The following is a 21,714-nucleotide window of genomic DNA, read 5'->3' as shown; positions in this document are numbered from 1 at the left end:
GTCGATCCCCGCACACCGGACAGTCCGATGGATGAATGAGGTCGCCGGGTGCGGTTTATACCCTGGTCCGCACCGGCCGTATCGGTGCAACAAGACCGTCTAAGGAAATGCAGTCTGGCATCCGTTGCAACCGCAAAGCACGGGCATGTATCACGCAAAAAGTAAGACCGGAAGTGGCCCGAAAACCCAGGGCAAAGGCATCATGCGCCCGGCATTGACGGGGAGTCTCCTAAGGAATTGTTAGGTGTGGCGATGGATGCCCAAGCGCACCTTTGCTGCGTACGGAAGATACTTTTGCTGAAGCTCGTACTGGACTGCTGAGATTGTGCTCGGCAGCTCTTCTGGCCGCCACCCTTCGAGTTCACGCATGGCGATGAAGCCCATGGTGAGCTCTTCGAGGCGCTCGGGCGGCTCAGTGCCAGAAGCACAGCCTGACAGTACTGAAGCTGGCGCAGGACTGAGGCACGCCAAGACAGCTTGTGCGGGAGTGCCTCAACCTGCTTTGCTGCCCATTCGATTTGCTGCGCAGTGTCCATTGCACCTAACGTTTGAGTTGAGGGGCCGCCGGAGGCCCGAAGGGGCGGAGGGTACCGGCAAGCGCAGCTTGCCGGCGGTCCCTCTCGAACGAGAGGTTAGGCGCCATCGATGATTTCACTAATGGTTGGGGCGGCCGAGATGATGTTCAGACACGCATAGTCGCTGGCAACCACGTACTCAGCGACCGCTCCCTTACCGAAGAAGCCATCTCGAATTCCAGAGTCGAGATGTGTGCTCTGCCCTCGCCAACCACCCGCATCTACGCGACAAACAAGAGAGCCGGGAAGAGCATTTGCATACTCGATATTGTTGGAATAGAACTCAGGCATTTCCCTCTCATCCATGACGCGAAACGCCACTGTATCTGGGAAAACGATCAGATAGCCTTTGGCGCCGAGACGAACGGAAATTTGACACTTGTGATCTGCACTGTTGTAGGTGACCGCAGTCACTTGGAGATAGCCGCGGTGATCAGCGGAATCTGGATAGCGTGTAAGTACGGTCTTCATGGTGCCTAACTTAATTAGGTCCCCTAACCGGGGTGTTGCACTCAGTATGACCGTGGCCGCGATCAGCATCAATCAGGGAAATCCTACATTCATTCAATGGCTTGACTGGTTCTGTATCTACCTGCTTCCGTTGCTGCTCTGGGGTGTTATGTGGCGGTAGCGATAGCGTATTAGTTACGGCGACATATCTGGGGGTGTAATAGGTAGCAAGTCGCTGAAGCGCTTGATGTTGTGCGTGCGGAGTAACGCTTGGCGATTCGCTTGAAGAGGTGAAAGACAGCCTGACAGGGCGACGCCCACTTCTGATTACGATCTCGAGGTTCGTATGGCTTGATCGATCACGACGGGTAGGAGCGAAGCGGTTCAGCGATCATGAGTTCTCGTCGCAGACGCAGTTTCGAAGCTTCAGGACAAGCGCGCTATCCTTGGCCCTTTCGTACCCGACGATGGAGCCGTTCATGCCCAGCGACCGCCGCACCCTGTATCCGGAAATCGAGCCCTACGACAGCGGCATGCTGCCGGTGTCCGGGCTGCACACGCTGTACTACGAGCAGTGCGGCAACCCGGACGGCAAGCCGGTGGTGTTCCTGCATGGCGGGCCGGGCGGTGGCTGTAATGCCGATTGCCGGCGGTTCTTCGATCCGCAGGCGTACCGCATCATCCTGTTCGATCAGCGCGGTTGCGGGCGTTCGACGCCGCATGCGGAGCTCACCGAGAACACTACTTGGCATCTGGTCGCCGACATCGAGCGATTGCGCGAGCATCTGGGCGTGGACCGCTGGCAGGTGTTCGGCGGGTCCTGGGGTTCGACGCTGGCGTTGGCGTATGCGGAGACGCATCCGGACAAGGTCAGCGAGCTGGTGCTGCGCGGCATCTTCATGCTGCGGCGCTGGGAGCTGGAGTGGTTCTATCAGAAGGGTGCCGACGCGATCTATCCGGATGCGTGGGAAACCTACGAGGCGGCCATTCCCGAGGCCGAGCGCGGCGACATGATGAGCGCCTACTACCGCCGCCTGACCAGCGACGACCGCGCCACGCAGCTGGCCGCGGCCAAGGCGTGGTCGGTGTGGGAGGCGGGCGGCAGTTTCCTGCAGCCGAATCAGGACTACATCGACACGGCGGGCGGCGATGCCTTCGCCACCGCCTTCGCGCGCATCGAGTGCCACTACTTCGTGCATGGCGGCTTTTTCGAGCATGACGATCAGTTGCTGCGCAACGCGGATCGGCTGGCGGGCATTCCGGCGGTGATCGTGCAGGGGCGCTATGACGTGGTGTGCCCGATCCGCAGTGCCTGGGATCTGCATCGCGCCTGGCCGCAGGCGGATCTGCGCATCGTGCAGGATGCGGGGCATTCCAGCTTCGAGCCGGGCATTCTGCACGAGCTGATCGAGGCGACGGATCGTTTTCGCTGAGCGGCGGAGGCTCTGCGTCGCGGGGATGCTTTTTTCGGCCGTCATCCCGGCGAACGCCGGGATCGCGTGCCTTTAGCTTTTCAGTGCACGCGAAGTCGCTGGGTTCCTGCTTTCGCTGGAATGACGCGGGATGAAGCTTCTTCGCAGGCCACTGCTGGTGCAACGCGATGCGGCGCCGGTGTGATGCCAGAGCGGTATCGGTGCGGTAGGGTTGTCGACTGTCGCGCTCTGCGCTACCCCTGAAACGCTGAACGCCCGGCAGAACCGGGCGTTCAGTCGAATGCGACGCGTGGATGGCGTCGCACCGGCGTGCGCGAGGCGCGGCCGGGATCACTTCTTGGCGGTCGTCGCCTTGGCAACAGCCTTCTTCGCGTGCTTGGCGTGGTGCTTGGCCATCTTGTGATGATGGTGGTGCGCCTTCTTGTGATGCACGGCTTTCTTGGTGGCGGTCGCGGCCGGCTTGGCTTGCGTGGTGGCGGCCAGGACCGGTTGGGCCATGAACGCGGTGCAGAACAGGGCAGCGGCGGCGACGGCCGTCATCTTGGTGTGGATCGACATCGAGGAATCCCCGAAAAGAAACCGGCGGAATTGCCGGCGAGAGAAATCCTACGCCTGAGGAGATTCTCCGAACATCCCCCCGCGAAAACTTTTTAGTCTTCGTTCATCGAGGCTGATGTAGGTCGGGGCTGGCGCAGGTTCCCGCGCACAAAAAAGGACCCGCCGAGTGGCGGGTCCTTGGATCGGGCGATGCCCGTTTGCGGACTCAGTGGCCGTGATGGCCGTGGTCGTGGTCGTGACCATGGTGGTGGCCGTGCTGATGCCCCCACCAGCCGTGACCATGCGGGCCGTGCGGGCGCGACAGGTCGAGCACGAAGCCGTCGTGATCGGATACGCCCACGGCTTTCTCCAGACCGGTGGCGTTATAGGCCTGGTACTCGGTCTCGTCCGGTGCGTCGAGGTCGCCGCGGCCGTACTCGAAGCGCTGGAAGTAACGCTGCGCGACAGTGTTCAGCAGCGCCTGATCGAGCACCTGCATCACCGGCACGTCACGCGTGGCGTAGCCCTGAATCGAACCCAGCTGTTCGGTGTAGAGGAACGAGTAGCGCTGGTTCTTCGGCAGCGAACGCACCGCGTTCCACAGCGCCGGATGGACGATGTTGCCGCCCAGGTCCAGCAGGTTGGCGCTGTCGTCGTAGGTGCCGGCGATGGCGCCGACCACGTCGACCCAGCCGTCGGTGAACTGGTAGGCGTTGAAGTCGCCCATCACGATCAGCGGCATGTTGCGGTAGCGCGGATCGGACTGCAGGGCCTGCACGAACTGCGCGGTCTCCTTGGCCTGCAGGAAGCGCTTCTCGCGGTTGCGGTCGGCGCTGCTGCCGCTGTCCACGCCGATACGCGACTTCGGATGCACCGCCAGCACGTGGAAGGCGAAGCTGCCCGGACCGCGCAGGCGGCCTTCCAGCAGCAGCGGCGGACGATCCTGCAGGAAAGCCGTCTGGCCGCCCTTGGACGGGTCGTTCCAGGTGGTGTCGCCGCCCAGCTGCTGGATACCGGTGACCATGACGCGCTCGCTGCGCACCAGGAAGCCGACGTCGATGCCGCTCGGGTCATGGCCTTCGACCAGGTACGGCGTGTAGTTCGTGCCCCAGTCGCTGTTGAGCTGATCGGCCAGCTGCTGCAGGACGTTGATGTTCTCCACTTCCTCCACCGACAGCACGTCCGGCTTCTTCAGCACGCCGCCGATGTACTGCGACAGGCGCTGCAGCTTGATCGCCAGCTGCGCCTCGCTCGGCTCGCCACGGTCGCCGCAGGTATAGGTGGTGTTGCCGGCCACGGTGTCGCACAGGCGCAGCAGGTTGAAGTTGCCCAGGCGCAGCGTGCCCATGCCGACGCGGTCGTGGACCGGGCGCGGCATCGGGTTGTCGTGGGTGACCTGGATCGACGACGGCCACAGCTCGTAGTCGCCGTAGTCGTAGCTCATCACGCCGGTCGCGGTGAAACGCGAGCCGCCGTTGTAGCCGGTGCCGTTGGGCACGGCGCCGAGCGCGTCGGCATCGACCTCGAACACTTCCGGGTTGCCGTCCCACACGCCGGAGTTCACGTCCGACGGCTGGTCGCCGTAGGGCACGCCCTGGCTGCGCAGCGAGCGCACGCCGCCGGCGCTGGCGAAGAACTCGGCGTAACGGTCGCCGCTGTAGCTCTGGTTGCCGCGGTCGACGATGCCGTGGGCGACGGTCACGCGCATGCCTTCGAAGCACTCGAAGTTGGTGGTGCCGCAGGACAGGTGCGCCGGGTCGCTGGACGGCGTGTTCTTGTCGAACACGACGGCGGCGGGCAGGGCGTTGTCGTGGCTGTCGACGGTGACCGTGGCGCTGCTCAGCTCGGTCAGGTCGTAGTACTCGGACACGCGGGCGACCACATCGACCGCATCGCCAACGGCGACGGTCGGCGCGCTGCCGGTGTAGACGTACACGCCGTTGGAGGTCAGGCGGTTATGGTCGTCGCGCGCGTCCGGTGTCTGGATGAAGAAGCCGTTCGGGCCAATCGCGGTGACGATGTTGTCCAGCGTGCGCACCTTCTGGCCGACGTACGGCGAGGTGCTGCCGCTGCCCTGGATGTCGAAGATCTCGACGGTGGCGATGTCGTCGTTGAGGATCGCGCCGATGGCCTGGCCGTTGCCGATGGACAGGCCGGTCGAGGCATCGCTGAGGCGCAGGAAGAAGTCCTCGTCGGACTCGACCTTGGTGTCGCCGTGTACGGTCACGTCGACGGTCGCCGTGGTCGCGCCCGGCGCGAAGCTGACGACTTGATCCAGCGCGTCGTAGTCGTGGTCGGCCACGGTGGCGGTGTCGTCGGCCGTGGTCACGCGCACGCTGGCGCCCGCGGTCGGCGCCGGCTCGCTCAGCGTCAGGGTGAACTGTATCGCGCGGTCGCCGCTGTTGCCTTCGGTCACCGAGGCGTCGGCCACGGAGACGCTGAAGCCGACGGCGGTGCAGGTGCTGGCCGCGTTGTGCGGATCGGACGGCTGCTGCAGCGCGAAGTCGGTCGCGTTGTCGTCGGTGTCCTGGATGGCGCCGTTGGCGTCGGCCTTGCGCGCGTAGCTGCGGTCGGCGTTGGTCGAACCCAACGAGCTCAGGCGCGTGCCTTCACCGAAGGCCGAGCCGGAACTCAGGCCGACCTGATCGATGATGTTGCCGCTGGCGTCGGTCAGGGCCAGACCGCCGGTGTCGGTCACGCCGGTCTTGTAGTGGATGTCACCGGCGACGCTGCCGGAGTAGCCGTTGCTGGCGGTGTTGGTCAGCAGCAGGAAGCAGCCCGGCGCGATGGTGGTGCCGGAGGGCAGCGTGGCGCGGGTGCCTACGGTGCCCGAGGCGTTGGACGCCTGGAATTTGTAGCCGCCCACGTCCACGGCGGATGCGCCGCCGTTGTGCAGTTCGACGAATTCGTCATTGCCGCCCTGCGGTCCGCGCACGCGGAACTGGCTGATGGTCAGATCCGAGGCCATGGCGGGCATCGCCGCCAACAGCATCGCCAAAGCTGCGCCGAACAGGGCGCAACGTCCATTGAGTCTCATGTTCAACCTCCCCATTTCCATGTCGAAAAGACCTACCTTCCCCCCAAGATAGGCCGACGATCTTACGTCGGTGTGACGCTGCGTCCTTCAGCGTGCAGGCCCCGGACCGACGGGTCAGGCGGATGCGGCGGTGTCCTGCCGCGTGCCGAAGATACGGTCGCCGGCATCGCCCAGTCCCGGCAGGATATAGCGATTCTCGTTGAGCCGCTCGTCGATGGACGCGGTGTAGATCTCGATGTCCGGGTGCGTGGCGATGACTCGATCCAGGCCTTCCGGCGCGGCGACCAGGAACAGGCCCTTGATGCGCTTGCAGCCGGCGGCCTTGAGCATGTCGACGGTGGCGATCAGGGTGCCGGCGGTGGCCAGCATCGGGTCGACGATCATGGCCGTGCGCTCGTCCATGCGGCCGGTGAGTTTCTCGTAGTAGGTCGTCGGCTGATGCGTGGTCTCGTCGCGCTGCAGGCCGACCACGCTGACCTTTGCGGCGGGAATCATGTCCAGCACGCCCGGCAGCATGCCCAGACCCGCGCGCAGAATCGGCACCACGGTGATCTTGCGGCCCTTGATGCGCTGCACGGTGACCGGGCCGGCCCAGCCTTCGACCTCGGTGTCCTCGGTTTCCAGGTCGCGGGTGGCCTCGTAGGTCAGCAGCGAGGCGATCTCGCCGCTGAGTTCGCGGAAATGCTTGGTGCTGAGATCCGCCTGGCGCATCAGGCCGAGTTTGTGGCGGACTAGCGGATGGTCGACTTCGACGATCTTCATGGGTGTCTCGTTCCGTAGGGTCGTGGTGTTCTCGACACAGCATAGTGCCAGCCGTGCGCGTGATGGAGCGAACGGCATGCATGGAAAGGGCGCGCCGGTCGGACCGGCGCGCCCCAGGTCTTGCTTCGCGTTGGCGCTGCGATCAGGCCGCTTCGGCGTTTTGCTTGCGCGGACCTTCCAGCAGGGCGTGACGCACACGGTCGACGATCAGGTCGATCTCGGCCTCGGTCACGTTGAAGTGCGGGGTGAAGCGCAGCGAGTTGGTGCCGCCGTGGATCACGCCCAGACCGTGCTCGCGCAGGTACTCCTCGGTGGAATCGGCGCCGTAGCACTTGAAGCTCGGGTTCAACTCGCACGAGAACAGCAGGCCGGTGCCCTGCACCTTGGTGATGAGGCCGTCGAGTTCGTTCTTGAGCTGATTCAGGCGGTCGACGAACTGCTGGCCGCGCTCGCGGATGTTGTGGCGGACGCTGTCATCGAGCTGGCTTAGCGTGGCGCAGGCCACGTCCAGCGCGCGCGGGTTGGCGGTCATGGTGTTGCCGTACACACCCTTGCGGTACAGCTTGGCGGTGCGCTCGTTCACCGCCAGCACGGACAGCGGGTACTGGCCGGCGTTCAGCGCCTTGGAGTAGGTCTCCATGTCCGGCGCTTCCAGATGCTCGAAGCCCGGGTAGTCGACGAACGACAGCACGCCCTGCGTGCGCAGACCAGCCTGGATGGAATCGATCAGCAGCAGCGTGCCGTGGGTCTTGGTCAGTTCGCGCGCGGCGGCGTAGAACTCCGGCGTCACGGCGCGGCCCGGATCGCCTTCGCCCATCACCGGTTCCAGGAACATGGCCTCGATGTGCCAGCCCTGCTTGTCGGCTTCGGCGAAGGCGTCCTTGAGCTGCTGCACGTCGTACGGTTCGACGATGATCAGCTCCTGGTCGGCCACGGCGAAGCTGGCCAGGTACTTCAGGTACGTGGCGCGGGTCGAGTCGGAATACTTCGCCGGCAGGCTGGTGCGGCCGTGAAAGGCGCCGCGCACGGCCAGGCGCTTGATCTTGCGGCCGGCGTGCTTGCCGCCCTCGGCGGTCATTTCCTTGCTGTTGATGTCGGCGAAGCGGCCGGCCAGGCCGACGGCTTCGGAACCGGAGTTCAGGCACAGGAACTTGGCGTACGGGTTGCCGCCCTGGCGGCTGCGGCCGATTTCCTTGTTCAGGGCTTCCGCCATGCGCATCTGCGCGATGCTCGGGGTCATCACGTTGGCCATGACCTGCGGCTTGCTCAGCGCAGCGTGCACGGCTTCGTTGTTGTGGCCGAAGCCGAGCATGCCGTAGCCGCCGTTGTCGTGGACCACGGCGCCCTTCAGCGTGACGATCCACGGACCGCGCGCAGCGGCCGGGACGTACGGATTGACGGCGTCGTCCGGGTAGAAGTTGATGAAGCCGGCCTGGGCCTGCTGCAGCTGGTCGTTCTCGTCCAGCTTCAGGAAGTCCTCGAAATCGGCGCGCAGTTCGCGATGACGCGCCAGCGCGTCCTCGATGGCGCCGGCCAGCGCCGGATCGTTGGCGGCGAATCGCTCGATGGTGGCGTCGTCCAGCCCCGTGGTGCGTTGTGCACCGCCGAAATCGCGCATCTCACGCAACATTTCGATCGGACCCATACCTGTCTCTCCTCCAGTGGTGGGCAGCGCGGCGTCGTGCTTTATGCGGCGCTAAGTGCCTATTGATAAAGAAAAATATCCCAAGAGCATAGCACGGGGGCGGGTTTGGCGACACCCCCGCCAGGCGGTATGACGCCTGTCATGTGCGGCGGATGATGGCGGCGACTGCCGGTCCGGGGCACGGATCGCCATCATGGCGACCAAGGAGGGCAATCCCATGAATACATCCGCATCCTGCGTGGCCGCGTTGCGCGGCGTCTGCAAACGTTACGGCCGCGTCGAGGCCCTGCGCGGCATCGATCTGGACGTCCGGCCCGGCGAGCTGCTGGCCGCGCTGGGACCGAACGGTGCCGGCAAGAGCACGTCCATCGCATTGCTGCTGGGGCTGATCCGGCCCGATGCGGGACGGGTCGAGCTGTTCGGCATGGATCCGCAGCGCATCGAGGCACGTCGGCGTATCGGTGTGATGCTGCAGTCGGCGGTGCTGCCGCCGACGCTGCGTGTGCGCGAATTGCTGCGTTTGACGGCCAGCTACTACGCGAATCCGCGAAGTCTGGCCGACAGCGCCACGCTGGCCGGCATCGAGGATCTGCTGGAACGCCCGTACGGCAAGCTGTCCGGCGGCCAGCAGCGCCGCGTGCAGTTCGAGCTGGCGTTGTGCGGACGGCCGCGGCTGCTGTTTCTGGACGAGCCGACTGTGGGCATGGATATCGAAGCCCGGCAGCGGTTGTGGTCGGCCATGCGCGCCCTGGTCGACGAGGGTTGCGCCGTCGTGCTGACCACGCACTACCTGGAGGAAGCCGAGGCGCTGGCCGATCGCGTCAGCGTGATGGCGCGGGGGCGCGTGATCCACGAAGGCACGGTCGACGATTTGCGCGCGCGGGTCGATGTGCGCCGCATCCGCTGTGTCACCGCGCTGACGTGTGAGCAGGTGCGGGCATGGCCGCAGGTGAGCGATGCGCAGCTGCACGAGGGGCGTCTGCAGATCGCCACGGTCGATGCCGAGGACGTGGTGCGTCGGCTGCTCTCGGCCGACGCCGATCTGGCACAGCTGGAAGTGCAGCGCGCCGGGTTGGCTGAAGCCTTCACCGAACTGACCCGTGACGCCGAGGCGGCGCACGCCGAGACCGAACGCGAGGTGGCCTGAGCATGAACATGTCGACGACATCCACGTTTCCGCAGACGGACGGGGTCATGACGCCGCGTCGCATGGCCGGCGCCTACCTGGCCGAGATCCGCAGCGAATGTCTGCGCTATCTGCGCAACCCCGGCTTCATGCTGCCGCTGATGCTGTTCCCAGCGGTGTTCTACCTCATGTTCGGCGTGCTGATGAACCACGGTCATGCGGACGCGTCCCGGTATCTGTTGGCCAGTTACGGTGTGTTCGGCGTGATGGGACCGGGATTGTTCGGTTTCGGCGCGTCGCTGGCGCTGGAGCGCGATGGCGGTTTGCTGACGCTCAAGCGCGCGCTGCCGATGCCGCCCGGCGCCTATCTGCTGGGCAAGATGGCGATGGCCATGGTGGTCAGCGGTCTGGTGATGGTTCTGATGCTGCTGCTGGGCGTGTTCGCGGCGCATGTGCCGCTGAGCGGCGCGCAGATCCTGGGGCTGCTGGCGCTCGGTGTGTTCGGCGTGCTGCCGTTCTGCGCGCTGGGCATGTTCGTGGGCACGCTGATCAAGGGGCAGGGCGCGCCGGGATTGCTGAATCTGGTGTACTTGCCGATGGCCTTCCTGTCCGGCCTGTGGTTTCCGCTCAGCGCCATGCCGTCGTGGCTGGCCGCCATCGCGCCGGTCTGGCCGAGCTATCATCTCAACATCATTGCCCAGCGCGTGGTGGGTCTCTCCCAGGCCCCGGTGATGGTGCATATATGGGTCCTGCTGGGCGTGGCCGTCGGGTTGTTGTGGCTGGCCTCGCGCCGCCTGCGCCGCCACGGCTGAAGTAGCATGTCCGTGGAGTGGAGAGAGGAACCGATCATGCTGCCAGCTTTTCTGCGTCCGGCGCCGGATTCCATGGCACTGCAGTTTCGCCGCTGCGGCGGCAATCCGCGGCTGCATGCGCTGAACCTGCTGTGGTCGCTGTGGGTCTTCGTGACACCGCTGGTCAGCACGGTGCATGCCAGTTTCTGGTGGTCGGTGGCCATTGGCTATCCCTTGTTCGTGCTGCTGTTCGCGCTGGTCCATGTGCGTCCGCAGCGCGAGGTGAACATCTATGTCGCGGGGATGGCGATGCTGGCCATCCTGTCCCTGCCGTACAACCCGTCCGCGTGGAGTTACACGGTCTTCGCCTGCGTGTATGTCCCGTACGAGGGGTCGTTGCGCGCGACAGGGATGCGCATCGCCATGATCGTGTCGGTGACGCTGCTCGAAGCCTGGTGGGTGGGGATGCCCTGGTTCGCCATGGTGCTGATGGTGGCGGTCTGCGTCAGTGCCGCCTCGGGCAGTCTGGCCGGACGCCTCAACATGCAGAAGAACGCGGCGCAGCGGCTTTCGCAGGACGAGGTGCGGCGGTTGGCGGCGACCGCCGAACGGGAGCGCATCGGGCGCGACCTGCATGACCTGCTGGGACACACCCTGTCGCTGATCACGCTCAAGCTGGAACTGTCCCGCAAGCTGTTCGATCGCGATCACGAAGCGGCACGGCGCGAACTGGCCGACGCCGAAGGCATTGCGCGTAACGCGCTGGCCGAGGTGCGCGCGGCGGTGACCGGTATTCGCGCCACCGATCTGGCGGCGGAGCTGGCTTCGGCGCATCTGATGCTGGAGACACGCGGCGTGGTCATGCGCTACGAGCCGCCGGGCCGTGCGCTGCCGGCCGACGTCGAGACGGTGCTGGCGCTGGTCGTGCGCGAGGCGGTCACCAACATCGCGCGGCACGCCCACGCTACACGTACGGATGTGGAGATGAGTGTGGAGCGGAGTGTGTTGAATTTGTGCATTCGCGACGACGGACGCGGCGGTCTGGATGCGTTCGGCAACGGTCTTGCCGGCATGCGCGAGCGCGTGGAGGGTCTGGGCGGTACCCTGCGCGTCGATTCGTCACGCGATCGGGGCACGACGTTGCACGTCACGGTGCCGCTGCCGGCGCGTAATGCTGCGCCGCGTGCGGACACGTCGGTCGAGGCGGTGACGGAGCGGCTGACGGGCACGCCACAGAGAGGATGGTCATGATGCGCGTTCTGCTGGCCGAGGACCAGGCCCTGGTGCGTGGCGCACTGGCCGCGCTGCTGAATATGGAATCGGACATCGAGGTGCTCGACTCGGCCGCCGACGGCGAAGCCGCCTGGCGCGAGATACAGCGGTTAAAGCCGGATCTGCTGGTCACCGACATCGAGATGCCGGGACTGACCGGTCTGGAACTGGCGCAGCGCATCCAGCGGCACGAGTTGCCGGTGAAGGTGGTGATCGTGACCACCTTCGCCCGTCCGGGATTTCTGCGGCGTGCGCTCGATGCCGGTGTGCTTGGGTATCTGCTCAAGGACGCGCCGGCGGAAAAACTGGCCGAGTCGTTGCGCATGGTGCATCGCGGCGGTCGCGCCATCGATCCGGAGCTGGCTGTCGAGGCCTGGTCCGAGGCCGACCCGCTCAACGATCGCGAGCGCCAGGCGCTGCGTCTGGCCGGTGAGGGGCTGTCAGCCGGAGATATCGCTGCACGCATGAATCTCTCGCACGGCACCGTGCGCAACTACCTATCCGAGGCCATCGGCAAGCTCGGCGTCGGCAACCGCATCGAGGCTTACCGTCTGGCGCGGCAGAAAGGGTGGCTTTGAAAAAGGCGTAACCATGCCGGGGGCGCATGGACGGGCGCGACTGCGCCAAGCACGTTCCGTACGGCGTCCATCCCCCGTTCGCATTGCGGTACGCCCAATGGTCGTCATCCCGGTGCACGCCGGGATCCAGTGTCTTCGTCGCCCCGTCGAGCAGGCCGGCCCCGGCATGCGCCGGAACGACGCTCGGGTATGCTTTGCGGATTCCGCCGCTGAATTCGTTTGCCGTGAAGAAGTCCGATTTCCATTTCGACCTGCCGCAGCACCTGATTGCACAGGCCCCGCTGGCCGAGCGTTCGGCCAGTCGCATGCTGGTGCTGGATGTGCCGAACACGCGTTGGCAGGACAGCAGCGTGCGCGCGCTGCCCGATTTTCTGCGCGAAGGCGATCTGCTGGTGTTCAATGACACCCGCGTGCTGCCGGCGCGTCTGTTCGGGCGCAAGGAGACTGGCGGCGCGGTGGAAATTCTGCTCGAACGCGTGACCGGCACGCACGAGGCGCGTGCGCAGATGCGCGTCAGCAAGAAGCCGGCGCCGGGCAGCCGCATCCTGCTCGACGATGGCACGCCGGTCGAGGTGCTCGGCCGTGAGGATGCGTTCTTCCGCCTGCGCTTCGACACCGAAGAGCCGCTGGAAAAGGTGCTGCTGCGCGTCGGCCACATGCCGCTGCCGCCGTATATCGAGCGCGACGACAGCGCCGAGGACGCCGAGCGCTACCAGACCGTGTTCGCGCGCGAACCGGGCGCCGTGGCCGCGCCGACTGCAGGCCTGCACTTCGATGACGCGTTGCTGGATGCGCTGCGCGCGCGCGGCGTCGACAGCGGTTACGTGACCCTGCACGTGGGCGCCGGCACGTTCCAGCCGATGCGCGCCGAGCGCATCGAAGACCATCACATGCACCGCGAATGGCTCAATGTCGGCGCCGAGCTGATCGAGAAGATCCACCGCACCCGCGCCGCAGGCGGCCGCGTCATCGCCGTCGGCACCACCGTCGTGCGCGCGCTCGAGAGCGCCACGGTCGAGGGCGAGCTGCACCCGTTCGCGGGCGAGACGCAGATCTTCATTTTCCCCGGCTACCGTTTCACCAGCATCGACGGGCTGCTGACCAACTTCCACCTGCCCGAGTCGACGCTGCTGATGCTGGTGTCGGCGCTGGCCGGTCGCGAGTTCATGCTCGACGCCTATCGGCATGCGGTGGAGGCGGAGTACCGGTTCTTTTCGTATGGCGATGCGATGCTGATCCTGCCGCAGGGTGCTTGATCCGCGCTGCTTGCGTTGCTTGTTTAAGTGCAGTTCCGACCGGCTGGCGCCGGCCGAGTAACTTCTCTTTGCTTGTCCAAAGAGAAGTTACTCGGCCGCCGAACTGCGGTCGAAACCCTAACTGCAACCTGCAACTCCATCGGGCTAGTCCAGTAGACCTCCGGGTTCCGAGATCTGAAGGCTATGGTCGGCAGGCAAGTCTGTTTGGGAACAGAAATGCACCCACATGCCGAAGACCACATGACGAACCGCCCGTGCCCCGCGATAATGCCCCGATGCCTTCCCTGAAATTCGACCTCCAAGCCACCGACGGCGCGGCCCGCCGCGGCCGCATGACCTTCCCGCGCGGCACGGTGGAAACCCCTGCGTTCATGCCCGTGGGCACCTACGGCACCGTCAAGGCGATGACGCCGCGCGATCTGACCGAGATCGGCGCGCAGATGATTCTCGGCAACACCTTCCATCTGTTCCTGCGTCCGGGGCTGGACGTGATCGGCGATTTTGGCGGCCTGCATCGGATGATCGGCTGGGACGGTCCGATCCTCACCGACTCGGGCGGTTTCCAGGTGTTCTCGCTGGCGCACAAGCGCAAGATCACCGAAGAGGGCGTGACGTTTGCCTCGCCGGTGGACGGCTCGAAGGTGTTTCTGTCGCCGGAGGAATCGATGCGCATCCAGCACGTGCTGGATTCCGACGTGGCGATGATCTTCGACGAATGCACGCCATACCCGGCCACGGAGAAGCAGGCGGCGGACTCGATGGAGCTGTCGCTGCGCTGGGCCGAGCGCTCGCGCCGCGCGTTCGATGAGCTGGGCAATCCCAACAACCTGTTCGGCATCGTCCAGGGTGGTGTGTACGAGGCGCTGCGCACGCGATCGGCGCGGGGACTGGTGGACATCGGCTTCGACGGCTATGCGGTCGGCGGACTGGCCGTGGGCGAGCCGGAGGACGAGCGCAACCGCACACTGGAGCACACCGTGCCGCTGCTGCCTGCGGACAAGCCGCGCTACCTGATGGGCGTGGGGCGTCCGCAGGACATCGTCGAGGCGGTACGCCGCGGCATCGACATGTTCGATTGCGTGATGCCGACCCGCAACGCCCGCAACGGGTTCCTGTTCACCCGCACCGGTACGCTGCGCATCCGCAACGCGAAGTTCGCGCGCGACACGCGGGTGATCGAGGAGGGCTGCGACTGCTACACCTGTCGCAGCGGTTTCAGCCGTGCCTATCTGCGCCATCTGGACCGCTGCAACGAGATGCTCGGCAGCCATCTGGCCACCATGCACAATCTGCGCCACTACCAGCGCCTGATGCAGGGGCTGCGGGACGCCATCGCGGCAGGCGGGCTGGAGGATTTCGTCGCCGATTTCTACGCCGCGCTGCGTTCCGGCGCGGACTGAGCGGCGGAACGGCCCGGACCCGCGACCGGAACCCGGCGGCGTGAGCGCGGTCGCATGTCCGGGGCGACCGCTTCCATGCAACGGGGCGGTGCACGTGGCATAATCCGGGGTCTTTTTACCGGTCCGGAAAGATTTCCTTTCCACACCGCAACTTGCGAGAAAAATTATGAGCGTTTTCACTTCCGCAGTGTTCCTGCAGGGCGCCGCGGCCGGCGGCAGCGCCGGTCAGGCGGGTGGCGGCATGGGCTTCATCATCATGATGGTGGTCCTGTTCGGCCTGATGTATTTCATGATGATCCGTCCGCAGATGAAGCGGCAGAAGGAGCATCGCGCCATGGTGGCGGCCCTGGGCAAGGGCGACGAAGTGGTCACCAATGGCGGTCTGGCCGGTCGTATCGCCGAGATGGGCGAGTCGTTCGTGACCGTCGAAGTGGCCGAAGGCGTGCAGATCAAGGTGCAGCGCGCCGCGATCGCGCAGGTGCTGCCCAAGGGCACGCTGAAGTCGTCGTAAGAAGGGGAGGGTCGGCGCGCGCCGGCCAGAAGCAAGCGCTGGAACGACGGGTTCCGGCATCCATTGGAATTTAGGCATGAGTGATTTCCCACGCTGGAAATACGCGCTGGTGGTGGTGGTTCTGCTGCTGGGTCTTCTGTACGCGCTGCCGAACGTGTTCGCGCCGCAGCCCGCGGTGCAGATTTCCGCGAATCGCGGCGCCCGGATCGATGCGTCGATGCAGGACAAGGTCGAGAGCATCCTGAAGAAGGACAAGCTGACCTGGGACAAGATCAACATCACCGGGGACAGCAAGCAGGAAGGCAGCCAGCGCATGCTGGTGCGTTTCCACAGCGATGACGTGCAGACCAAGGCGGTCGAAGCGCTCAAGGACGGTCTGGGCAACCAGTACGTGGTGGCGCCGAACCTGGCCAGCACGGTGCCTTCGTGGCTGCGTTCGCTGCATGCCAATTCCATGCCGCTGGGCCTGGATCTCCAGGGCGGCGTCCACTTCCTGATGCAGGTCGACCAGAGCGGTGTGCGCCAGCGTCAGGAGCAGGTGTACACGGGCGATGTGCGTCAGCTGCTGCGCGAGAAGAACATCCGCTATCTGTCGGTGTCGCACGGCGGCAAGGGCGTGGTGGCGGTGCTGCGTTCGGAGGCCGATCGTTCGGCGGCCACGGATGCCATCGGCGCCGAGTACCCCGATCTCGACATCAGCAACGGCCCCAGCACCGGCAACCGCTTCGTGCTGGACATGCAGATCAAGCCGGACAAACTGCGCGAGCTGGCGCAGAACACCATCCGCCAGAACCTGTCGACGCTGCGCAACCGCGTCAACGCGCTGGGCGTGTCCGAGCCGCTGGTGCAGCAGCAGGGCAACAGCCGCATCGTGGTCGACCTGGCCGGCATTCAGGATACGGCTCAGGCCAAGCGCATCCTCGGTGCGCAGGCATCGCTGGAATACCGCGCCGGTATTGCCCAGTATCCCGACCAGCGTGTCATCGATGCGGTGGAGAAGGGTATCGTTCCGCCGGATGCGCGTTTGTACTACGGCAAGGCCTGCCCGCGCGGCTGCCTGCTCAGCAAGCAGGTCATCGTTACTGGCGATGAATTGACCAACGCCAATTCCGGCTTCGATCAGCAGCAGGGTTCGCCCGAGGTGCAGGTCACGCTGAACGCGGCCGGCGCCAAGCGCATGCGCACCTTCACCGAGTCCAACGTCGGCAAGCCGATGGCGGTGGTCTACATCGATCACATCCCGCAGACCAAGATGGTCGATGGCAAGGAAGTGCACAGCTTCAAGACCAGCGAGCGCGTGATTTCCTACGCCACGGTCAATGGCGTGTTCGGCCGCCAGTTCTCGACCACCGGTCTGGACAGTCCGAAGGAAGCGTCGGATCTGGCGCTGCTGCTCAAGGCCGGTTCGCTGGCCGCGCCGATGACCTTCGTCGAGCAGCACGTGATCGGACCCAGCCTGGGACGCGACAACATCCGCAAGGGTGTCAGCGCGGTGATCCTGGGTCTGAGCCTGGTGCTGCTGGCTGCGCTGATCTACTACAAGCTGTTTGGCCTGGTCGCCGACATCGCCCTGGTGCTGAACCTGGTGCTGCTGGTGGCGGTGATGTCGATGATCGGTGTGACCCTGACCATGCCGGGCATCGCCGGCATCGTGCTGACACTGGGCATGGCCATCGACTCCAACGTGCTGATCTGCGAACGCGTGCGTGAGGAACTGCGCAACGGTTCGACGCCGCATGCCTCGATCCGCGCGGGCTACGAGAAGGCGTGGGCGACGATTCTCGACGCCAACGTCACCCATCTGCTCGCGGCCATGGCGCTGATGACCATGGGCTCGGGCCCGATCCGCGGCTTCGGCGTGACGCTGTTCATCGGCATCCTGACCTCGATGTTCACTTCGGTGACGGTCACGCATGCGATCACGGCACTCATTCACGGTCGGCGCAAGCTGAAGACCCTCTCCGTCTAAAGGCCGGGAAGCTCCATGGAAATTTTCAATCACAACAGCAACGTCAACTTCCTTGGCCTGCGCAAGATCTCGATCGTGCTGGCCGTGTTGTTGATGCTGGGCTCGGTGTTCGTGATCGCCACGCGCGGTCTGAACTACGGCATGGACTTCACCGGCGGCGTACTCGTCGAGGTGAGTTATTCCAAGCCGGTGCAGATCGCCAATGCGCGCGCGGCCTTGACCTCGGGCGGCTTCAAGGAGGCCGTGGTACAGAGCCTGGGCAACTCCACCGACCTGTCGATTCGCCTGCAGCCGAAGGCCGACCCGGACGCGGTCAAGGCCGGCGGAAAGATGGATGCCGCGAAGGTCGCCAAGGACGTGCTGGCCGCATTGAAGGCCAAGCGCAGCGACGTCAAGCTGAACCGCGCGCCCGACTTCGTCGGTCCGCAGGTCGGCGCCGAACTGCGCACCAGCGGCATTTATGCGGTGATCTTCGTCATCATCGGTATCATGGGCTACCTGTGGATCCGCTTCGAGCGACGCTTCGCCATCGCTGCCGTAGTGACCGAGGTCCACGATGCGCTGGTTACCGTCGGTATCATCGCGTTGACCGGGCGCCAGTTCGACCTGACCGTGCTGGCCTCGGTGCTGGCCGTGGTCGGCTACTCGATCAACGACAAGGTCGTGGTGTTCGATCGCGTGCGCGAACTGTTCCGTCTGGCGCGCAAGGCCGAGCCGGAGGAAGTGCTGAACCGCTCGATCAACAATACGCTGTCGCGAACCATCATCACTTCGCTGTTCACGGCGATCACCATGGCCGCACTGTACTTCTTCGGCGGCCCGGCCGTGCACGGTTTCGCCATCACCATGCTGATCGGCATCCTGATCGGCACGCTGTCCTCGATCTTCATCGCCAGCCCGATCCTGCTGTGGCTGGGCGTGTCGAAGAAGGACCTGATGCCGGTGACCAAGGACAACCCGGAACTCGCGCGTCGCCCCTGACGCTCGCAGCTTCGCCGAAACATGCAAAGGGCCCGGTCATGCCGGGCCCTTTGTGTATCCGCGATGCGCGTCAGCCGTCCTTGAGCGTTTCCGGCGAGACGAATTCGTACCCCATGCCCTGGATACCCTGGACCAGTTTCTTGAGCTGGTTCAGCGGCAGGTAGGGATGGAAGAAGAAGCTCTGCACGTTGTCCTTGATGACCGTGTTCCGCTGCGCACTGGCAAGAATGTCCTGCACCGAGCGTGGCGGATGGTGGTTTACCTCCACCGGTTCGACGTTGCCCAGGCTTTCCGGCAGGACAATGGAGCCGAAGATATCGCGCACGGTGTACGGGAAGAACTGTCCGTAGATGCGCGTGTAGTCCGGCGTGCCGCTTCCGCAGGCGCCGTTCGGGCACCAGCCGGCGGCGTACAGAGCGCGGTCGTAACGAACGCCGAAGTTCTGCTGCACGACCTGGTAGTCGATGGCCGAGCCCGCGTAGTGCGGGAACTCGAAGATGGTCGGTGTCGGCAGACCGGATGCCGCGAACTCGGCGAAGGCGGCATCGATGCGGAGCTGCGTCCAAGCGGCCGAGTCCTCTGCCGGCGGCGCGTCGTAGATCACGTAGTCGTCGGCGCTGATGTGCGAGCGATAGAACTCGAAATCATCCGCGCTGACGCCGCTGTACGGATTGGGGATGTCCTGATACTGATGCGTGTAGCCGTGCATCAGCAGGGTGCCGCCGCGTTCGACCATGTACTGCAACGCGGCGCGCACGCGGCGCGACTGGCGTGCGGACATCGGCTGACTGACCGGCACACCGTCGTTGTAGACGCCGTTCGGATCGAGGTAATGCGTGTATACCGCCACGCTGAAGGGCACGCCGCGGCTGTAGAGGTAGTCGGCGATACGGCGTAGCCGGTTCGGACTGGCATCGGGACCGACGTCCTCGATGCGCACCAGCGCGCGATTGCGATCAGGCATGTTCGGATCGGCCACCTGGCCGATCAGATCGACGGCGGCGAGGTAGCGATCATCGGAACCGACATAGCTGAAGGGGATCTCGCCGATGTAGGTGAAATGGCCGGAACGGGTGGCCCAGGGCGAGGTCACGCCATTGCTGTCGGTGATGGTGGCGACGGCCTCGGCCATGGTCGGGTCGAGGATCGACGTCTGAAGCAGGCCGGAGGGAACCGCCAGTGCGCTGCGGGTCAGATCCACGCCTTTGTAGGTGACCGTCAGGGCCTCGTCGAAGTTGTAGAACAGCGGCATCCAGCCGAAGCGCGTGCCGAAATCGCCCGCGCGCTGGCTGAGCTGCCAGATGTTGCTGTTCATCCACAGCACGGGCTTGTCGGTGGCCAGCACATCATCGAGCAGGGCGGTCGGCAACGGTTCGTCGTAGGTCGAGCCGATATAGATCATACCCGTATAGCCGTCCATTTCTCCGGCGACGTAATCGATGGCCGGATGCATGGTGTAGCGGCTGGCGTGCGAGACCAGGTTGCCGGTCTGCACCGCATAGGCTTCGCCGAGCCAGGCCCAGGCGCCGGTGCTGTCGTACAGGATCAGCGTGTTGCGTTCGGCATCCGCGCCGGGTGCGGCGGCAAAGAGCGTCGGCACGGCGGCCGGCAGCACCGAGGGCGAGAGCAACGCGGCGAAGGTTTGCGGCGTCGGCATCTGCAAGCGCGATGCGCTGTCGAGACTCGGACGGCTCGTCGGAAGCGTCGCGCTGGACGGCGCGGGAGGCGCAGGCAGCGTGCGGTCGGCGATGGATCCGCCAGGAGCCAGTGGGAGCTGGATGCTCGGCTTGCCATGCGAATCGTGCGGTGCCGGTCCGGCCAGCGCCGGTGTGGCGAGGAACAGGGCCAGCGCGGTCAGCCACACGGTGTGCATGACCTTGCCTGGTGTGCGGAGAGGGGAGTCTGAGCCAGACATGGGGATGTCCTCATCGAGCTTGTGTGGGTGTCCCGCTCGGGTGGTGTGCGATGGCGATTCGCGTTCCTCGAGAGCGGAATCTCGTGTCTGAAAAGTGTGCTCCACAAAAGCCGTCTTGGCTTTACCCCCGTTGGATATAGAACGATTCGACAGGCGAAATAGCGCGCCGAAGCGCGGATACTCGATATCCCCTCCGAACGATTTGGAGGCTTAGAAAAGATCGGTGTTTCGTGCCACTGCATGGCTGCAATCAAAAATGCGAAGGAGTCGCCGGAACGCCGTGAAAGCGAGTTGACCGGGACGTCATGGGGGGAACGAATACCTCATGAGGAGGCAAACGCCATGCATGACATTCTGATGGTTTCGGGAACGCGTCCGGAGGTGATCAAGCTCGCGCCGCTCTACCATGCGTTGCGCGCGACATCCTGGGCGCGTCCCTGCTGGCTACACACCGGGCAGCACGACGCGATGGCGCGGCAGATGCACGGCTGCTTCGACATCGTGCCGGATCTTTCCTTGAATCGCGGCGGCGAAAGTCTGACCGAGTTCAGCGCCGGTTGCCGACTGCAATTGGACGCAATTCTGGCTTCGCGATCGTGGTCACTGACCGTGGTGCAGGGTGATACGGAAAGCACATATCTCGGCGCCCTGACTTCGTTCTATCAGCACGTTCCGGTGGCACATGTGGAAGCCGGGCTGCGCACCGGCAATCTTCAGCGGCCGTTTCCGGAAGAGGGACTGCGGCAGATGATCAGTCGCATCACGCGCTTCCATTTCGCGCCCACCGATCGTGCCGCGGCTTCGCTCCACGAGGAAGGCATTCCGTCGCCGTTGGTGACAGTCACCGGCAATACGGTGGTCGACGCGCAGCATTGGGTGGTCAAGCATCGGCGCATCCGGCGCAGCGTTCGCGGGCGCGGTCACCTTCTGGTCACGGCGCACCGACGCGAGAACTGGGGCAGCGACATGGAAGCTATTTGCCGCGCAGTCGCCGAGGTGGCGAGACGGCATCCGGACCTTCCTGTGCACTTCCCGGTGCATCTCAATCCGGTGGTGCAGCGTCCCGTGCATGCGATTCTCGGCGATCTGGACAACGTCCTGCTGACGCCACCGATGGACTATCTGCAGATGCAGCAGGCACTGGTTGATGCATGGCTGGTGTTGACCGATTCGGGCGGCCTGCAGGAAGAGGCGCCGACCTTCGGCGTGCCGCTGCTGGTGCTGCGCAACGAGACCGAACGGCCCGAAGCGATCGAGCGCGGTTGCGCGCGACTGGCCGGCACGCAGAGCGAGCGCATTGTGGCGCAGGTCGAGGCGCTGTGGAACGACCGCGAGGAATACATGCGCATGTGCCACGCCGGGAATCCATTCGGCGACGGACATGCTTGCGAGCATATCGAGCGGGTCCTGCATGACGCATTGCGTGTCGCGGAGACGGCGCCCATGGCCACGGTCGCATGAGCCATCAAGGAGGCG

General features: G+C 64.9%; 17 protein-coding genes. 11 read left to right on the top strand and 6 right to left on the bottom strand.

What is annotated here, in order from left to right; all coding sequences use genetic code 11:
* Nucleotides 1–632: 632 nt before the first annotated feature.
* Nucleotides 633–1,046, bottom strand: a complete 414-nt coding sequence (locus BTJ49_RS10675) for a hypothetical protein (RefSeq protein WP_146742322.1) — start codon at nt 1,044–1,046, stop codon at nt 633–635.
* A 458-nt stretch (nt 1,047–1,504) separates the two neighbouring features.
* Here BTJ49_RS10675 and pip point away from each other — a divergent pair, with 458 nt between their 5' ends.
* A complete protein-coding gene (gene pip, locus BTJ49_RS10670) occupies nt 1,505–2,458 on the top strand; it encodes a prolyl aminopeptidase (RefSeq protein WP_113065401.1) in 954 nt (317 codons plus the stop codon).
* A gap of 330 nt (nt 2,459–2,788) precedes the next feature.
* On the opposite strand, the gene BTJ49_RS10665 is transcribed toward pip, so the two are convergent.
* The 4 genes from BTJ49_RS10665 to BTJ49_RS10650 form a co-directional block, all read right to left on the bottom strand.
* Complete coding sequence (locus BTJ49_RS10665; RefSeq protein WP_113065369.1) at nt 2,789–3,016, bottom strand: hypothetical protein; 228 nt, start codon at nt 3,014–3,016, stop codon at nt 2,789–2,791.
* A 205-nt stretch (nt 3,017–3,221) separates the two neighbouring features.
* Complete coding sequence (locus tag BTJ49_RS10660) at nt 3,222–6,032, bottom strand: lamin tail domain-containing protein (RefSeq protein WP_113065368.1); 2,811 nt, start codon at nt 6,030–6,032, stop codon at nt 3,222–3,224.
* A gap of 114 nt (nt 6,033–6,146) precedes the next feature.
* Nucleotides 6,147–6,794: a uracil phosphoribosyltransferase gene (gene upp, locus BTJ49_RS10655; RefSeq protein ID WP_113065367.1), complete on the bottom strand. Its 648-nt coding sequence runs from the start codon at nt 6,792–6,794 to the stop codon at nt 6,147–6,149.
* Nucleotides 6,795–6,936: 142 nt separating this feature from the next.
* On the bottom strand, nt 6,937–8,439 hold the full coding sequence (locus BTJ49_RS10650; RefSeq protein WP_113065366.1) for an aminotransferase class III-fold pyridoxal phosphate-dependent enzyme: 1,503 nt from the start codon (nt 8,437–8,439) through the stop codon (nt 6,937–6,939).
* Nucleotides 8,440–8,656: 217 nt separating this feature from the next.
* Between BTJ49_RS10650 and BTJ49_RS10645 the strand changes: the two genes are divergently transcribed.
* The 9 genes from BTJ49_RS10645 (at nt 8,657) to secF (ending at nt 18,323) form a co-directional block, all read left to right on the top strand.
* Nucleotides 8,657–9,586: an ABC transporter ATP-binding protein gene (locus tag BTJ49_RS10645; protein ID WP_113065400.1), complete on the top strand. Its 930-nt coding sequence runs from the start codon at nt 8,657–8,659 to the stop codon at nt 9,584–9,586.
* A gap of 47 nt (nt 9,587–9,633) precedes the next feature.
* Nucleotides 9,634–10,377, top strand: coding sequence for an ABC transporter permease (locus BTJ49_RS10640; RefSeq protein WP_206098397.1), 744 nt, complete (start codon nt 9,634–9,636; stop codon nt 10,375–10,377).
* A gap of 36 nt (nt 10,378–10,413) precedes the next feature.
* Entirely contained in the window at nt 10,414–11,607 is a 1,194-nt protein-coding gene (locus BTJ49_RS10635) for a sensor histidine kinase (protein WP_240601810.1), read from the top strand.
* Complete coding sequence (locus tag BTJ49_RS10630) at nt 11,604–12,206, top strand: response regulator transcription factor (protein ID WP_113065399.1); 603 nt, start codon at nt 11,604–11,606, stop codon at nt 12,204–12,206. The genes BTJ49_RS10635 and BTJ49_RS10630 overlap by 4 nt, the downstream gene beginning before the upstream one ends.
* Nucleotides 12,207–12,430: 224 nt before the next feature.
* Nucleotides 12,431–13,462, top strand: a complete 1,032-nt coding sequence (gene queA, locus BTJ49_RS10625; RefSeq protein WP_113065363.1) for a tRNA preQ1(34) S-adenosylmethionine ribosyltransferase-isomerase QueA — start codon at nt 12,431–12,433, stop codon at nt 13,460–13,462.
* Nucleotides 13,463–13,737: 275 nt separating this feature from the next.
* Complete coding sequence (tgt, locus tag BTJ49_RS10620; protein ID WP_113065362.1) at nt 13,738–14,862, top strand: tRNA guanosine(34) transglycosylase Tgt; 1,125 nt, start codon at nt 13,738–13,740, stop codon at nt 14,860–14,862.
* A 241-nt stretch (nt 14,863–15,103) separates the two neighbouring features.
* Nucleotides 15,104–15,373 (top strand): preprotein translocase subunit YajC, encoded by a 270-nt coding sequence (gene yajC / locus BTJ49_RS10615; RefSeq protein WP_255420382.1) that lies wholly within the window; start codon nt 15,104–15,106, stop codon nt 15,371–15,373.
* Between the two features lie 76 nt (nt 15,374–15,449).
* Entirely contained in the window at nt 15,450–17,342 is a 1,893-nt protein-coding gene (secD, locus tag BTJ49_RS10610) for a protein translocase subunit SecD (RefSeq protein ID WP_113065360.1), read from the top strand.
* Nucleotides 17,343–17,357: 15 nt separating this feature from the next.
* Nucleotides 17,358–18,323 carry a protein translocase subunit SecF gene (secF, locus tag BTJ49_RS10605; RefSeq protein WP_113065359.1) on the top strand — a complete coding sequence of 322 codons (966 nt, stop codon included), beginning with the start codon at nt 17,358–17,360 and terminating at the stop codon, nt 18,321–18,323.
* A 70-nt stretch (nt 18,324–18,393) separates the two neighbouring features.
* Here secF and BTJ49_RS10600 read toward each other — a convergent pair whose 3' ends face one another.
* The gene (locus tag BTJ49_RS10600; protein WP_168184717.1) at nt 18,394–20,196 is read right to left on the bottom strand and encodes a polysaccharide deacetylase family protein; all 1,803 of its coding nucleotides are present in this window, start codon (nt 20,194–20,196) and stop codon (nt 18,394–18,396) included.
* Between the two features lie 384 nt (nt 20,197–20,580).
* Between BTJ49_RS10600 and wecB the strand changes: the two genes are divergently transcribed.
* Nucleotides 20,581–21,699, top strand: a complete 1,119-nt coding sequence (wecB, locus tag BTJ49_RS10595) for a UDP-N-acetylglucosamine 2-epimerase (non-hydrolyzing) (RefSeq protein ID WP_113065357.1) — start codon at nt 20,581–20,583, stop codon at nt 21,697–21,699.
* Nucleotides 21,700–21,714: the final 15 nt, after the last annotated feature.

Source organism: Oleiagrimonas sp. MCCC 1A03011, assembly GCF_003267965.1.
Lineage (GTDB): Bacteria > Pseudomonadota > Gammaproteobacteria > Xanthomonadales > Rhodanobacteraceae > Oleiagrimonas > Oleiagrimonas citrea.
Note: the sequence above shows the minus strand (reverse complement) of the source record. Positions and strands in the feature narration are given on the sequence as shown.